The 14,913-nt window shown below is 64.3% G+C and carries 12 protein-coding genes; 3 read left to right on the top strand and 9 right to left on the bottom strand.

The features are described from left to right. Positions 1–37: 37 nt before the first annotated feature. The 3 genes from ACP7AX_RS06785 to coaE all read right to left on the bottom strand — a co-directional run bounded on the left by ACP7AX_RS06785 (position 38) and on the right by coaE (position 4,666). Positions 38–1,066: a TerC/Alx family metal homeostasis membrane protein gene (locus ACP7AX_RS06785; protein WP_131681461.1), complete on the bottom strand. Its 1,029-nt coding sequence runs from the start codon at positions 1,064–1,066 to the stop codon at positions 38–40. 168 nt (positions 1,067–1,234) lie between these two features. Further along, a complete protein-coding gene (gene uvrB, locus ACP7AX_RS06780; protein WP_426225875.1) occupies positions 1,235–3,334 on the bottom strand; it encodes an excinuclease ABC subunit UvrB in 2,100 nt (699 codons plus the stop codon). Positions 3,335–3,436: 102 nt separating this feature from the next. Further along, positions 3,437–4,666: a dephospho-CoA kinase gene (coaE, locus tag ACP7AX_RS06775; RefSeq protein WP_426225874.1), complete on the bottom strand. Its 1,230-nt coding sequence runs from the start codon at positions 4,664–4,666 to the stop codon at positions 3,437–3,439. A 51-nt stretch (positions 4,667–4,717) separates the two neighbouring features. On the opposite strand from coaE, the gene ACP7AX_RS06770 reads away from it, so the two are divergent. Further along, positions 4,718–5,407, top strand: coding sequence for a YigZ family protein (locus tag ACP7AX_RS06770; protein WP_131681464.1), 690 nt, complete (start codon positions 4,718–4,720; stop codon positions 5,405–5,407). Continuing rightward, positions 5,391–5,909, top strand: a complete 519-nt coding sequence (locus ACP7AX_RS06765; protein WP_426225873.1) for a GNAT family N-acetyltransferase — start codon at positions 5,391–5,393, stop codon at positions 5,907–5,909. Before ACP7AX_RS06770 ends, ACP7AX_RS06765 begins: the two co-directional genes overlap by 17 nt. Positions 5,910–6,024: 115 nt before the next feature. Here ACP7AX_RS06765 and rpsA read toward each other — a convergent pair whose 3' ends face one another. The 5 genes from rpsA to polA form a co-directional block, all read right to left on the bottom strand. Continuing rightward, positions 6,025–7,503, bottom strand: a complete 1,479-nt coding sequence (gene rpsA, locus ACP7AX_RS06760; RefSeq protein WP_131681466.1) for a 30S ribosomal protein S1 — start codon at positions 7,501–7,503, stop codon at positions 6,025–6,027. Between the two features lie 199 nt (positions 7,504–7,702). Then, a complete protein-coding gene (locus ACP7AX_RS06755) occupies positions 7,703–8,938 on the bottom strand; it encodes a benzoate/H(+) symporter BenE family transporter (protein ID WP_426225872.1) in 1,236 nt (411 codons plus the stop codon). Between the two features lie 81 nt (positions 8,939–9,019). After that, positions 9,020–10,309: a GNAT family N-acetyltransferase gene (locus ACP7AX_RS06750; protein WP_426225998.1), complete on the bottom strand. Its 1,290-nt coding sequence runs from the start codon at positions 10,307–10,309 to the stop codon at positions 9,020–9,022. Between the two features lie 74 nt (positions 10,310–10,383). Further along, on the bottom strand, positions 10,384–11,016 hold the full coding sequence (locus ACP7AX_RS06745; protein WP_426225871.1) for a GyrI-like domain-containing protein: 633 nt from the start codon (positions 11,014–11,016) through the stop codon (positions 10,384–10,386). Between the two features lie 9 nt (positions 11,017–11,025). Next, on the bottom strand, positions 11,026–13,668 hold the full coding sequence (gene polA / locus ACP7AX_RS06740) for a DNA polymerase I (protein WP_426225997.1): 2,643 nt from the start codon (positions 13,666–13,668) through the stop codon (positions 11,026–11,028). Positions 13,669–13,816: 148 nt separating this feature from the next. On the opposite strand from polA, the gene ACP7AX_RS06735 reads away from it, so the two are divergent. Further along, positions 13,817–14,296, top strand: a complete 480-nt coding sequence (locus ACP7AX_RS06735) for a PaaI family thioesterase (protein WP_108599320.1) — start codon at positions 13,817–13,819, stop codon at positions 14,294–14,296. A gap of 40 nt (positions 14,297–14,336) precedes the next feature. Here the strand turns inward: ACP7AX_RS06735 and ACP7AX_RS06730 are convergent, their stop codons facing one another. Beyond that, entirely contained in the window at positions 14,337–14,894 is a 558-nt protein-coding gene (locus ACP7AX_RS06730; RefSeq protein ID WP_426225870.1) for a dihydrofolate reductase family protein, read from the bottom strand. Positions 14,895–14,913: the final 19 nt, after the last annotated feature.

The following is a 14,913-nucleotide window of genomic DNA, read 5'->3' as shown; positions in this document are numbered from 1 at the left end:
TCAAGCTGTGAGCTGGAGCTGTGAGCGGAGGACCGCTTTACTCGGCGTCGGAGAGGCTCTTCTTGACGTCTTCCTCGAGGCGGGGATCCAGGTGGGCAGTCTTGGCCTTGGAGCTGATCAGGCTGGCAACCACGGCGACGATGATGGTGCCGACGATGACGGCCAGTGAGACGAACGTGGGGATCTCCGGCGCCCATTCGATGTGGTTGCCGCCGTTGATGAACGGCAGTTCGTTTACGTGCATGGCGTGCAGGACGAGCTTCACGCCGATGAACGCGAGGATGAAGGACAGAGCGTGCTTCAGGTAGATCAGGCGGTTCATCAGGCCACCGAGCAGGAAGTAGAGCTGGCGCAGGCCCATCAGTGCGAAGAGGTTCGCGGTGAAGACGATGAAGGGGCTCTGGGTGAGGCCGAAGATCGCCGGGATCGAGTCAACGGCGAAGAGGAGGTCGGTCAGGCCGATGGTGATGAACACGATCAGCATGGGGGTGAAGACCTTCTTGCCGTCCACCGTGGTACGGATCTTGTTGCCGTCGAATTTCTCCGACATGGGGATGACCTTGCGGATCCGCGCGATGAGCGGGTTTTCCTTGTCCTCTTCGTCCTCACCTTCATCCTGGGCCTGCTTCCAGGCGGTCCAAAGTAGGAAGGCGCCGAAGATGTAGAACACCCAGCTGAACTGCTCGATCACGATGGCACCGAGCAGGATGAAAATGCCGCGCAGGATCAGCGCGATGATGATGCCCACCATCAGGACTTCCTGCTGGTACTTACGGGGCACGGAGAACCGGGCCATGATGATGATGAAGACAAAGAGGTTGTCGATGCTGAGGCTGTATTCGGTGACCCAGCCGGCCACAAACTGGCCGCCGTACTCCGCGCCGGTGAAGGCGAACATGGCGCCCGCGAACACCAGGGCAAGCGACACGTAAAAAGTGACCCAGAGGCCGGCTTCCTTCATGGAAGGTTCGTGGGGACGCTTGACCACAAGAAGCAGGTCAATCAAGAGGATCAGGCCAAGGACGACAAGAGAGCCGACCTCGAACCACACAGGCAATTCGAGCACAGGGTAGCCTTTCGCAGGGTACAGAGAAGCGGTGTAAGTCTCTCCGGCCAGCCTGTGCACTTGGTGCTGATGTGGCGGCCCGCTACGCCCGGCCAGGCAGCTGTGCCTGGCGTGTTGACGATCGTAGCGCTCGGGATACTCCCCTACTGGACGTTAACTGTACAGCAGCTAGGCGTGGCCGGCCGCCTGCATCTGGCGGAGTTCCTTCTTGAGCTCGCTGACTTCGTCGCGGATCCGGGCAGCAACTTCGAACTGAAGTTCCGCTGCAGCACCGTGCATCTGCTCCGTCAGTTGTTCGATAAGCCCCACCAGGTCCTCGGCCGGGGCTGCCGCCAAGCCGTCCGCCCGGACCTGGGCTGCCCCTTTCGCCGCGGACTTTCCGCGCTTGGCGCCCTTGGCCAGGCGGTTGTTTTTCAGCAACTCCTGGGTATCGGCGTCTTCCTTGGCCAGCTGGTCGGTGATGTCGGCGATCTTCTTCCGCAGCGGCTGCGGGTCCACCCCGTGTTTGGTGTTGTACGCCACCTGGATGGCGCGGCGCCGGTTCGTCTCATCGATGGCATGTGCCATGGAGTCGGTGATCCGGTCCGCGTACATATGCACCTGCCCCGAGACGTTGCGGGCTGCGCGGCCGATGGTCTGGATCAGCGACGTGGACGAACGCAGGAAGCCTTCCTTGTCAGCGTCCAGAATGCTCACCAGGGAGACCTCGGGAAGGTCCAGGCCTTCCCTGAGAAGGTTGATGCCCACCAGGACATCGAACTTGCCCATCCGGAGTTCGCGCAGCAGCTCCACGCGGCGCAGGGTGTCCACGTCCGAGTGCAGGTACTCCACCCTGATGCCGTGGCCCAGCAGGTAGTCCGTGAGGTCTTCTGCCATCCGCTTGGTCAAGGTGGTGACCAAGATGCGTTCATTCTTCTCTGTGCGGATCTTGATTTCGCCCAGCAGGTCATCGATCTGGCCCTTGGTGGGTTTGACCACCACCTCGGGATCGATCAGTCCGGTGGGCCGGATGATCTGCTGGACGAAGCCGTCCGCCTTGCCGAGTTCGTACTTGCCGGGGGTAGCGGAGAGGTAGACGGTCTGGCCCACGCGCTGGAGGAACTCGTCCCACTTCAGCGGCCGGTTGTCCATGGCTGAGGGCAGCCGGAAGCCGAAGTCCACCAGGTTCCGTTTACGGGACATGTCCCCTTCGTACATGGCGCCGATCTGCGGGACGGTGACGTGGGATTCGTCGATGACCAGCAGGAAGTCGTCCGGGAAGTAATCGATGAGGCAGTGCGGAGCGGTTCCCGGCGCGCGTCCGTCAATATGGGAGGAGTAGTTTTCGATGCCGTTGCAGAACCCCATCTGCTGCATCATCTCGAGGTCGTACGTGGTCCGCATCCGGAGCCGTTGTGCCTCCACCAGCTTGTTCTGGCTTTCGAGGACCTGCAGCCGGTCGGCGAGTTCGTCCTCGATCCGCTTGATGGCCCGGGCCATCCGCTCGGGACCTGCGACGTAGTGCGAGGCCGGGAAGACGTACATTTCCTCTTCGTCCCGGATCACTTCACCGGTCAGCGGATGGAGGGTATGGATGTTCTCGATTTCGTCGCCGAAGAACTCGATCCGGATGGCCAGTTCCTCGTACATGGGGATGATTTCCACGGTGTCCCCGCGGACCCGGAACGTGCCGCGGTGGAAGTCCATGTCGTTCCGCGCGTACTGCATGGAGACAAACTTCCGCAGCAGATCGTCGCGGTTCATCTGCGCACCCTTGCGGAGCGTGACCATCCCGGCGATGTATTCCTCAGGAGTACCCAGGCCGTAGATGCAGGACACTGTGGCCACCACGATGACGTCGCGGCGGGTCAGCAGGGCGTTCGTGGCGGAGTGCCGGAGCCGTTCCACTTCCTCGTTGATGGAGGAGTCCTTCTCAATGAAAGTGTCCGTCTGCGCCACGTAAGCCTCGGGCTGGTAGTAGTCGTAATAGGAGACGAAGTACTCCACCGCGTTATTTGGCAGCAGTTCGCGGAATTCATTGGCCAGCTGGGCAGCGAGGGTCTTGTTCTGCACCATCACCAGGGTGGGCCGCTGGATCTGCTCGATGAGCCAGGCTGTGGTGGCACTCTTGCCCGTGCCGGTGGCGCCGAGGAGGACTACGTCCTTCTCACCGTTTTTGATCCGTTCCGTCAGTTCCGCGATGGCCGCGGGCTGGTCACCGGCCGGCTGGAACTCGCTGATGACTTCAAACGGCGCTACAACACGGTTGATCTCCTGGGCAAGGCTCATGCCTCTAATCTACAACCGGGGGCCGACAGTAACAGCCGGATCAGTTACAGGCGAACAGCGCACGCCACCGCCGCCGGGCCCCTCAGGAATTTGCCGGACCCCTCAGGAAATACTGCCGTACGACGGCGGCGCCCACCCCGTGCGGGCGGCCCACCTCTCCATCCGGGCCTCCGCAGCAGCGAACCACGAGTCCTTGGCTGCAGCGTAGCCATCAATTCCGGGATCGCCGGCGTGCAGTTCCGCAAGCCGGTGTTTCAACGCCAGGTAATCCCCCGCAGCACCTGGATCTGCCCGGAGCCAGTCGCGGAAACAGAGTGCGAACCGCCACGCGGGTGAGCCGGCAGCCCGGACATGCAGATTCACGGCCAGTCCCGGGTCGGCATTGGCATGGAACCGTTTGCCCCAATCTGCGGGATCCGGCCGCGAAGCTTTGGGTTGGTCTGCGTTAACGCCGGGCACCCGCGGGTACCCTGCAGCCGCCAGTCCTGGCGCCAACGCATCCGCCGCCCCCAGGTCCGGCACAGTCAGCTGGAGATCGAGGACGTCCTTGGCTGCAAGGCCCGGCACCGAGGTTGAACCGATGTGGTCAATGGCCAGGACGCTATCGCCGTCACCGTCCTGCAATGCTGTACGGAGCCGCGCCAGCACCCGTTCTGCGTTCCGGGGCCATTCAGCACGCGGGGCGTGCAGAACAGGACCGCCATGACGGGGCGCCCGGATGCTGATCTTGAGGTTCCGCGCGTAGGGCACCAGCCGCCGCGTCCAGAGCCTGTCCACCTGCGCTGCCAGGTCCTCGAGGGAGCCGGAGTTGTCCAGGATGACGTCGGCGGCGGCAAGGCGTTCGTCGCGAGTAGCCTGTGAGGCCATACGGGCCCGTGCCTCTTCCGCCGTCATGCCGCGGCGTTCCACCATCCGTGCAATCCGGAGGTCATCCGGTGCATCCACCACGAGCACCAGATGGAAGGCGCTGCCCTGCCCGGTCTCCACCAGCAGGGGAATGTCCTGGACAACAATGGAGCCTTCGTCAGCCGTGGCAATGATGTTTGCCGCCGCTTCCCGGACCAGGGGGTGGACAATGCCGTTCAGTACCTCGCGCTGGGCCGGGTTTCCGAAGACCAGGGCGCCCAGCCTGGCCCGGTCCAGTGAGCCGTCGGCGGTCAGCATGTCCGCGCCGAAAGCGTCCACCACGCGGGCCAGTCCGGGCGTTCCCGGTGCAACAACCTCCCGCGCCAGCGCATCCGCGTCAACCAACAGGGCCCCCAACCCGGCCAGGCGCTCGGCTACCACTGACTTCCCTGAGGCGATGCCGCCCGTCAACCCGATTTTCAGCACCCCATCAGCCTACAAGGGGCCACCGCCGCGGCGCCGCAATAGACTTGGGCGGTGACAGAGCAAGGCAGCCGGGCGACGCTTTACACGACCCTGGCCTCAGGACCGGATTTCCGGCACGAGATCGAGATCAAACGCTCCCGGTTCATCACCGTGCTCCGCCGCACGGACAGCGAGGAGGCCGCACGGGACCTCGTGGCCGGGCTGCGGCGCGAATTCCACGATGCCCGCCACCACTGCTCAGCGTTCGTGCTGGGACCGGACCGGGACATCCAACGGTCCAATGACGACGGCGAACCATCGGGCACGGCCGGAATCCCCATGCTCGAGGCACTTCTGAAACGCGAAACCGCTCCAGGGGCGACAGACCTCAGCGACGTCACTGCCGTCGTCGTCCGCTATTTCGGCGGAATCCTGCTCGGGGCGGGCGGGCTGGTGCGCGCCTATTCCGAGTCGGTGTCCGCCGCCCTGGAAACCGCACCGCTGGTGAGGCGCCGCCGGCTGCGGATCTGCGCAGCCTCCGTTCCGCACGCGGCTGCCGGCCGGCTGGAGAACGATCTGAGGGCCGCCGGGTTGGTGATGGCTGAGACCAGCTATGGTGCCCACGAAACAGTCCTTCGCGTGGCTGTCCCCGACCAGCCGGCCGAGATGACAGCGGCCGCCGAGCGCGTCCTGGCCCTCACCGCGGGGCAAGCCACCCTAATCCCAGGCGGAACGGAGTGGACAGATGTCCCGCTCCCCTAAAGCGCCGCCGGCCAACGTCCGGCTGGCTGACATCGACGAACCCCTGCTGGCACAGCTGCTGGAACTGGCCCTGCGCGATGCGTCCCCGGACGAAGTCACACCGCCGCTCGGCGAGGGGCCGGACTGGAACCCGGCACGCATCGACTGGTTCCGCGCGTACCACCGGGCCGCGGCGGCGGGACTGGACGGTCCGGCCGCGGAAAAGAGCTGGGCGGTGCTCTGCGGTGGCGAACCGGCGGGCTGCATCAGGCTCAAGCGCACCGGAAAAGGCAACACGGCGGAGACCGGCATCTGGCTGGGCCGTAGCTACCGCGGCCGCGGCCTGGGCGGTGCGGCGTTGGCCCTGGGCCTGGTGGAGGCCCGCCGCGCCGGACTGCAGGAGGTGGTCGCCCATACCACTGCCGCCAATACCGGCGCCCAGCGCATCCTCACCGCTGCCGGTGCCACCTTGACGCACGACGACGACGGCGCGGTGGGTGCCGTCGTCGTGCTTTCCCCCTGACCGCCAGCCGCAGCAGGGCCGACGACGGAAGCGGAGCGGGTTAAACACATCGGGCCCCCTGCAATCCGCAGGGGGCCCGTTGTGTCAGCCCGGGACTTACCGGGCAGGTGGCAAATTAGTTGCCGGTCAGCTTCTCACGCAGAGCTGCGAGAGCCTCGTCCGAAGCCAGGGTACCGGCTCCGGTGTTGGACTCGGCAGCAGGCTCGGAGGAGTAGCTGGTGGTGCCGGAATCGCTCTCACCGGACGTTGCAGCTGCAGCGTCATCGGCAGCGTGCTGGGCAACCTGCTTCTTGTGGGCTTCCCAGCGGGTCTGGGCGTCAGCGTACTGCTGCTCCCAGGCGGCGCGCTGGTTCTCGTAGCCTTCAAGCCACTCGTTGGACTCCGGATCGAAGCCCTCCGGGTACTTGTAGTTGCCTTCTTCGTCGTACTCAGCGGCCATGCCGTAGAGAGCCGGATCGAATTCGGTGGACTCGGCGTCAACGCCCTCGTTGGCCTGCTTGAGGGAGAGGGAGATGCGGCGGCGCTCGAGGTCGATGTCGATGACCTTGACGAACAGCTCGTCACCAACGGAGACAACCTGCTCTGCCAGCTCCACGTGGCGCACAGCCAGCTCGGAGATGTGAACGAGGCCTTCGATGCCGTCTTCGACGCGAACGAACGCACCGAACGGAACCAGCTTGGTGACCTTACCCGGAACAACCTGGCCGAGGGCGTGGGTGCGGGCGAAGGTCTGCCACGGATCTTCCTGCGTAGCCTTGAGCGACAGGGAGACGCGCTCGCGGTCCAGATCGACCTCGAGAACTTCGACGGTGACTTCCTGGCCAACTTCGACAACCTCGGACGGGTGGTCGATGTGCTTCCAGGACAGCTCGGAAACGTGAACGAGGCCGTCTACGCCGCCCAGGTCCACGAATGCACCGAAGTTGACGATGGAGGAAACGACGCCGGGACGGACCTGGCCCTTTTCCAGCTTGTTGAGGAACGTGGAGCGGACCTCGGACTGGGTCTGCTCGAGCCACGCACGGCGGGACAGCACAACGTTGTTGCGGTTCTTGTCCAGCTCGATGATTTTCGCTTCGATCTTCTGACCGATGTACGGAGCAAGGTCGCGCACGCGGCGCATCTCGACGAGGGATGCGGGCAGGAAGCCGCGCAGACCGATGTCGAGGATAAGACCACCCTTGACAACCTCGATGACGGTACCGGTGACGACACCGTCTTCTTCCTTGACCTTCTCGATGTCGCCCCAGGCGCGCTCGTACTGAGCACGCTTCTTGGAGAGGATCAGGCGGCCTTCTTTGTCTTCCTTGGTGAGCACCAGGGCTTCGACGAGATCGCCAACGGAGACAACGTCTCCGGGATCAACGTCGTGCTTGATGGACAGCTCGCGGGAGGGGATGACACCTTCGGTCTTGTAACCGATGTCGAGCAGAACTTCATCGCGGTCGACCTTGACGACGGTACCTTCGACGAGATCTCCGTCGTTGAAGTACTTGATGGTGGCGTCGACTGCTGCGAGGAAGTCCTCAGCGGTACCGATGTCGTTAATGGCGACTACGGGGGTACCGGGCTTCTCGGTGGAGGTGATGGTCATGTAGTAGGGGCTCCGTTGTGGATAGTGAGTCGGTCAGGAAAACCACCGCGCCCGCGTTATGGAACGCAGGCGCAGGTCTCGGCCAAACCGCACGGTCCGGCCGGGTCATCCTGATTTTGTGGATTCTAGAAACGAGCACGTAGTGCGCGCCCACTTATTCTAGTCGCAGCGGCCAACACGGGTCAAAGCGCACGGTTCCTCACTGGCCCTCCGCACCGGCGCTCAACTCCCCCGCTTTGGTCCGGAGCTCCCGGATGCCGGCCGGTTCCAGAATCCAGGAAACCCCAACTCCGAAAGCCAGGGACCAGAAGTAGGGCCCCAGTCCCAGCATCGTAAGGTCAGAGACAGCCACCGCAAAAGCCACCAGCGGTCCGAGTGTCAAGGGTCCGCTGGTCATCCGTTTCAGGGCCATCGAGAGAATGCCGATCACCGCAAGGCCGGCGATTGCCACCAACAACTCCAACGGCAATACTCCTGCGACGCCGGCAGCAAACACCGCGAGGGGTGTCAGGGCCAGGAACACAGCGTAGACCAGGACCACTGCCCTGTGCCGGTTCCGGTGGGGTCCGGCGTCCTCCCCGGCCACCATCGCCGTTGCGGGCAACGAAAGGGACAGGCCTGCCGGTCCCAGGAAGGACGCCGCCATGGTGCCCAGCCCGCTGACGTAATCCAGCAGACGGACCGGCGGCCGATAACCCTCGCCCCGCAGGAAGATCAGCGACGGCACGTTGGACTGAAGGACAATGAGCACCACCATGACCGGCGTGGCCGTGAGAACAGCGTCCCAGGTGAACACCGGCAGCGTCAGGACGGGCAGCGCGGGCCCGTCACTGCCTTCGGCAGTCCCGAACCTGCCCAGCGCCACCGCGGCGGCGATTCCAATCACCATGGCGAGGAAGATCGCAGGAACCCGGTCCTCGAGATACTTCCGGCCCAGGACATAAGCGAGGAAAGCACCCCCGATGACCACGGGCTCCGAACCCATGCCGGTAAAGATGCCGGCGGCAAACGGCAGGGTGGACCCTGCCAGCAGGCCCACCACCACCGGCTCCGGAATCAGCTGCGCCAGGTGTTCGGCCAGGCCCAGCGCGGTGATGGCCACGACGGCGGCGCCGGCCACCAGTGAGGCGCCCGCCAACTCGGCAAAGGTCAGCCGTCCCTGGAGGGAAGCAATGAAGATCAGAACAAAAATGTTGCCGGTCAGAAACAGCGGCTGCCGGTGATAAAGAGTCAGGACAAGGCCGGCGGCGCAGGGCAGTGTGTAGATTGTCATCACCCAGGCGGTGACCTGGCCGTCCGGGAGGTTCAGCTGTTCCGCTGCTGAGAGCGGCACGGCAATCAGCGACGACGCGAGGGTCACCAGGGCGAGGCTTATGCCCAGGGGCTGGTACCACTCCCGGAGCCTTGCGGACCGATCTTCAGATTCAACTGCCATGGCTGCCGTCCTGGCCGAAAGTGCCTGCAGGGCTCACCATACTCGCCACCGGTCAGCGGCGGAATCACTAACGCGGTCAGCCTAAAAGTGGGTGAGGCAGTGGGTGGCCCGCTCCACAGCGAACAGCTGCCGGGCCTGCAGCGCCGCCCCTGGGGTGTGTTCACGGATGACGCCGGCGGAAGCGAGAGTCACCGGGCAGACCGCCCCCAGGTAAACGGACGACAGGGCGGACACGTCCAGTGTGAGGTCGGGTTCCGCCTCACCGTCCAGGCGTACGACGGCGGCCTGGCCGCCTGAGGCTTCGAGTGCGAACCTCCCGCCGGTGAGACCGAGCGGATCCATGACTTCCAGCACCAGCCGGCCGTCCGCCGGATAGTGCCGGGCCTCCAACGCCCCGGTCACGTCCAGGATGCGGAGCCAGAGCATGTCCCGGCTGTCCGAGGAATCAATGCAGCGGGGATCGGACAGCGCCCACGTCAGGGGATCGTCCAATGGCGCTTCCTCCCACGTGACCCGTTCCACCAGGTCGATGGCGGCCAGGAACTGCCACAATTCCAGGTAAGCCTCATTGGTTGCCGCCACCAGATCCACCACCTGCACCGTGTGGGGTTCGGTCTCCCAGCCCAGGAACTTGTATGACACATAGCCGTCCACGGAGTTGCCCGGGCCGTAGTGCAGAGCCACCTTGACGGCGGGGTCTTCGTTGCCGTCACGGCCCAACGAACCGGAGGCCAGTTGCCGGTACCACTCCTGGCGGCCGATCGAGCCTGGCGTGACGCGGTGGACCCTGCCGAAAACCTCGGGTGCCACGTCCAGCAGCACCTTGGAATCGGCTACCTCCACGGTGCCCGCGGCCTGATGGTTCAGCTGGAAGCGGGCGGTGGTGTCAACTTTCACCGTGCGTTCGAAACTGGCAACGCCGTAGCCGAACCGTCCGTAAATGGATCCCTCGGACGCGGTCAGGGCAGCCATCGAGAGCCCTTCGCCCCGGGCAATGGCCAGGTCCTCGGACATCATCCGCCGCAGCAGGCCGCGGCGGCGGTGCGAGGTCCGTACCGTGACTGCTGTGACCAGCTGCGTTTCCAGCATCCGGCCGAACCCGATGTTGAGGCTTTTCCTGAGCGTCCCAAAGGTGGCTACCGGGACATCCGCGGGAAGGGACCCCGGGGCCACATCGCCGGTCTGGTAAGCGCCGGTCAGGACACGGCGGTCTGCCGCATACGTCTCGAGCGACTTCGCAACATGCTCCGGCGTGCGGGTGGACTCGTGAAAGCCGAAGGCGACCGCCCTAACCCACTTTTCCGCTTCGGCGAAGCCGTGCTCACCCTTGGCAGCGGCGTCGAAGCGCCTGATTTCGTAGTTTCCACTCAGTTCAGCCACATCGCCGAGCCTAGCCAATGCATCCGGGGCCTGGCCAGCAACAACACGCCATGCCCGCGGGTAGGTCAGAGCTTGCGGACTGGCTGACGGAGGATGGTTTTGAGCTTCTCCGAAGGCACCTTGCGGGGGTCGCTGAGGTAGATCTCATGATGTGCACCCGCAAATCCGAAACCGTTGGCCGGCATGAATTCACTGTGCAGCCGGTGCAGCGTGGGAGCCTCGTCGTCATAGCTCCCGATGTGCAGGATCTGCACTGAGAGTCCTTCGTCGAGGGTTTCGAAGCGGAGTTTGTCCAGCCCGGGGACGTTCTTCGCGGTGGCTTTCGTGATTGCGTCACCGATCTCCGGGGGGCCGATCCAGTGCGGCTGCGGGATCATCATGGTCCATTTCCAGCTGTCTTTCTCGCCCCGGGTGAACGATTCAGGATCGTCCGCCGTCCACAGCCCTTCCAGCGGGCCCACCACGTAGTCCCGTCCAGCGCGTTTGCTGGCGAACTTCGCTGCATAGGAAACCGAGTACAGCGCCTCCAGGGCAGCCGCGTAGGCAGGAGCCGTCCCCGGGTTGCCCTGGCCGTCCAGCATCAGGTAGTTGATTGGCGGGACGGTGACCAGCTCGAAATCACCGGCGCGGAGCGCATACAGTTCCTTGAACTGCTTCTTGATGTCGTACTTGTCCATCGCGCCCCGCCTTGTTCCCATGGCCCGTTCCTAGTGGCCGGCGTCGTACCAGCTCGGACCTACACCGATCTGGACCTCCAGCGGGACGGTGAGATCGGCGGCGCCGGCCATCTGCTCGGTCACGAGCTTTTCCACCGACTCCCGCTCGCCGGCAGCTACTTCGAGCACCAGTTCGTCATGGACCTGCAGGAGCATGCGCGATTTGAGGCCCTGGCTGGCGAGTTCTGAGTGCACTCCGAGCATGGCGCGCTTGATGATGTCAGCTGCCGATCCCTGGATAGGCGAGTTCAGCGCAATCCGCTCCGCGTTTTCCCGCAACTGCCGGTCCGTGCTGGTCAGGTCCGGGAGGTACCGGCGGCGCCCTTCGATAGTGGCGGTGTAGCCGTCGATCCGGGCCTGGTCCACCACTCCGCGGAGGTAGTCACGGACGGCGCCGAAGCGGTCGAAGTACTCCTTCATCAGGGTCCGTGCCTCGTCCACCGAAATCTCCAGCTGTTTGGAGAGGCCGAACGAGGTCAGTCCGTAGGCCAGGCCATAGGACATCGCCTTGACCTTGGAGCGCATGGCACTGGTCACCTGGTCGGTGGGGACATGGAAGATGTTGGAGCCCACGAAACGGTGCAGGTCTTCGCCGTCCTTGTAGGCCTGGATCAGCCCCGCATCCCCGGAGAGGTGGGCCATGATGCGCATTTCGATCTGCGAGTAGTCCGCCGACAACAGGCATTCATACCCTTCGCTGACCACAAAGATCCCCCGGACGCGGCGGCCTTCCTCGCTCCGGATGGGGATGTTCTGCAGGTTGGGGTTGTTGGAGGAGATCCGGCCCGTGGCCGCCACATTCTGCGCGTACGTGGTGTGGATCCGCCCGTCCTCAGTCACGGATTTCTTGAGTGATTCGAGCATCTGGCGAAGCTTGGAGGACTCCCGGTGGGCCATGAGCTGGACCAGGAATTCGTGGCCGGTCTTTTCCAGCAGGTTCTTCAGTGACGCGGCATCGGTGGTGTAGCCGGACTTGATCTTCTTGGTCTTGGGCAGCTGGAGTTCTTCGAAGAGGACCGTCTGGAGTTGTTTGGGTGAGCCGAGGTTGACCTCGTGGCCGATCGCTGCGAAGGCCAGCTCCTGCGCATTGTCGATGACCTTTGCCAGATCGGCGAGCTGTTCGTCCATCCGTGCCATATCGATGGCGATGCCGGCGAGCTCCATGTCCGCCAGGACCCTGCTGACGGGAAGTTCCAGGGTGGCCAAAAGGTCTGCGGCCTTCCGCTCTGCCAGTTCTGAATCGAAGTAACGGCTGAGGGCCTGGACGACGGTGGCCACCTGGACGAGCTCGCCCGCAGCGGCGGCGTCGCCGTCGTCAAACGCCAGTTCAAGCTGGCCCGCCTTGGCGGTCCCGGACGGAAGGCTGACGTTCAGGTGGTGCTGGGCCAGCTCGGCGAGTTCATAGGTGCGGCGGTCCGGCTGGATGAGGTATCCGGAAATCGAGGTGTCATCCACCACGCCTTCCAGGCCGAGGCCCCGGCTGGACAGGGCCTTCAGAGCTGCCTTGTAACCGTGCATGACCTTCGGGAAATCCTTGTCCCGCAGCCACTCCGCCAGCACGTTCTCGGCTGCCGCGTCCTGGGCTGCGAGGTCGATGTACACCGCTGAATCGTCGCGGACGATGGCGATGGCTGCAGCGTCTTCCCCGATCCGGCCGGGCACCAGATCAACAGCCACTGCCGAGCGTTTCCCGGCACCTGCGGCCAGGAAGGCAGCCAGCTCCGGGGCGTCGGCGGGCGCCACGTGCGCCGGGACGTCCACGCTCTCCCGCTCGGCGGGTTCCAGATCCTCGCTGCCGTACAGGGCGAAGAGCCGCGCCCTGATGGTCTTGAATTCCAGTTCGTCGAACAGTTGCTCCAGTGCTGCCTCGTCCGGACGGGGCTCTGCCAGATCGTCCAAAGTCACCGGCAGCACAAGATCGGTGTGCAGCCGGTTGAGGCGCCGGTTGCGCTTGACGTCCTCGACGTTCTCGCGGAGGGCATCGCCCACCTTCCCGCCGATCGCATCAAGGTGCTCCAGGACACCTTCGAGTCCGCCGTAGAGATTGATCCACTTTGCGGCCGTCTTAGGGCCGACGCCGGGAACTCCGGGAAGGTTGTCAGAGGACTCCCCCACCAAGGCGGCCAGGTCCGAGTATTGGGGCGGCGTGACGAAGTACTTTTCCTGGATCGCGGCAGCGTCCAGGCGGGGAATGTCGCTGACGCCCTTGCGCGGGTAGAGCACGAACACGTGGTCCGTGATGAGCTGGAACGCGTCACGGTCTCCGGTGACCAGGAGGACCTCGTAGCCGGCCTTCTCCCCCATGGTGGCAAGCGTTGCCAGGATGTCATCGGCTTCATAGCCGGGCATCTTGATGGTCTTGATGCCCCAGGCGTTCATGACCTGGTCGATCAGATCGATCTGGCCGCTCATTTCACGCGGGGTCTCGTTCCGGCCGCCCTTGTAATCGCTGTACTCGGCCTTGCGGTGGGTGGTGTCATCCGAGACGTCAAAGGCGACGGCGACGTGGGTGGGCTGCTGCTCCTTGATCAGGTTGATGAGCATGGAGGTGAAGCCGTGAATGGCGTTGGTGTGCTGGCCGTTTGCGGTGGAGAACTTGTCCGCCGGCAGCGCGAAGAAGGCCCGGAAGGCCATCGAGTGGCCGTCCAGCACCAGCAGGCGGGGCCGGCCGGTGGCGGCCACTACGGGAACTTCAGTTGCTGACCTGTCCTTCAGGGCATCGGTTGAGGACGGTACAGGGGCCAGTTTGGTAGTTTCACTCACAGGTGCCAGCCTAGTTCCCATGATGGACAATTTCACGCCCGGCCCCTTCACTGAGGAGTTGGTCACAGCCGGCATCCCGGAACACCTCCACGGGTGGCTGGGCCAGATGGGCATCGGCGCGCTGGTGGTAAAAATGGGGATCCACTTCCTGGAGATGAGCCCCGAACGGACGGTTGCCACCATGCCGGTGGAGGGCAACACCCAGGTGGCGGGCATCCTGCACGGCGGCGCCCATGTGGTGCTGGCCGAAACGCTGGGTTCCTTCGCCTCCGGAATGCACGCCGGCCCCGGCCGCCACGCAGTGGGGATTGAGGTCAACGCCACGCATCACCGCTCGATCGCCGCCGGAACCGTGACGGGAACCTGCACGGCCATCCACCTGGGGCGGACGCTGGCAACCCACGAAGTGGTGATGACCGATGAGGAGGGCCGCAAACTCTCCACGGCAAGGATTACCAACATGCTCCGCGACAACCGGGAGCCGGACGCCGGCGCCTAAGCAGTGTTAAGGCGCGGCTGCGCCCGCGGCCTAAACAGCGTCAGGGCGCGTCCGCGCCGGCAGCGAGACGGTACCGCAGCTCCACAATTCCCCGCCCCATGGTGCGGGACGCTGTCAGCTCCAGTGGCGGCGTCGGGCCTTCCAGCGGCAACAGCCTTTTGCCGTTCCCGAGCACCACGGGGATCACGGAGAGGATGAGCTCGTCCAGGAGTCCGGCGTCAGCGAACTGGGCGGCCAGGTTACCGCCGCCCACCACCCAGACGTTCTTGCCGGCGGCACCGTCCTTGAAGTCCTGGATGAATTCCCGGACGTCACCGCGTACGAACGTAATGTCTGAGCCGGCAGGAGCGCTGTGCTCGTGCCGGGTGAAGACGTAGCAGGGAGTGTCCGGGTAGGGCCAGTTGTCCGGCTCGTGCTCCATCAGCCATGCGTAGGTTTCCCCACCCATCACGATGCTGCCGATTCCCTCCATGAAGGTTTCGTAGCTTTCCTTGCCGCCTTCGAAGCCGTCAAACTGCAGCAACCAGCCAAGATCGTCCTTGGAGGTGGCGATAAAACCGTCAAGTGAGGCGGCCACAAAGTACTGGGTCCTGGACATGGACCCAGCCTAGCCATGG

Origin of the sequence: Pseudarthrobacter sp. DSP2-3-2b1, from assembly GCF_049895945.1 — a bacterium.
GTDB lineage: Bacteria > Actinomycetota > Actinomycetes > Actinomycetales > Micrococcaceae > Arthrobacter.
This window is presented reverse-complemented; position numbering and strand designations above follow the sequence as displayed.

Bases quoted from the DNA above. Each gene is read 5' to 3' on its own strand.
- rpsA (WP_131681466.1), bottom strand. From the start codon at position 7,503: ATGACCATCACCTCCACCGAGAAGCCCGGTACCCCCGTAGTCGCCATT.
- ACP7AX_RS06745 (WP_426225871.1), bottom strand. From the start codon at position 11,016: ATGGGAACAAGGCGGGGCGCGATGGACAAGTACGACATCAAGAAGCAG.
- ACP7AX_RS06735 (WP_108599320.1), top strand. From the start codon at position 13,817: ATGATGGACAATTTCACGCCCGGCCCCTTCACTGAGGAGTTGGTCACA.
- ACP7AX_RS06755 (WP_426225872.1), bottom strand. From the start codon at position 8,938: ATGGCAGTTGAATCTGAAGATCGGTCCGCAAGGCTCCGGGAGTGGTAC.
- ACP7AX_RS06730 (WP_426225870.1), bottom strand. From the start codon at position 14,894: ATGTCCAGGACCCAGTACTTTGTGGCCGCCTCACTTGACGGTTTTATC.
- ACP7AX_RS06765 (WP_426225873.1), top strand. From the start codon at position 5,391: ATGTCCCGCTCCCCTAAAGCGCCGCCGGCCAACGTCCGGCTGGCTGAC.
- uvrB (WP_426225875.1), bottom strand. From the start codon at position 3,334: ATGAGCCTTGCCCAGGAGATCAACCGTGTTGTAGCGCCGTTTGAAGTC.
- polA (WP_426225997.1), bottom strand. From the start codon at position 13,668: ATGGCCTTCCGGGCCTTCTTCGCGCTGCCGGCGGACAAGTTCTCCACC.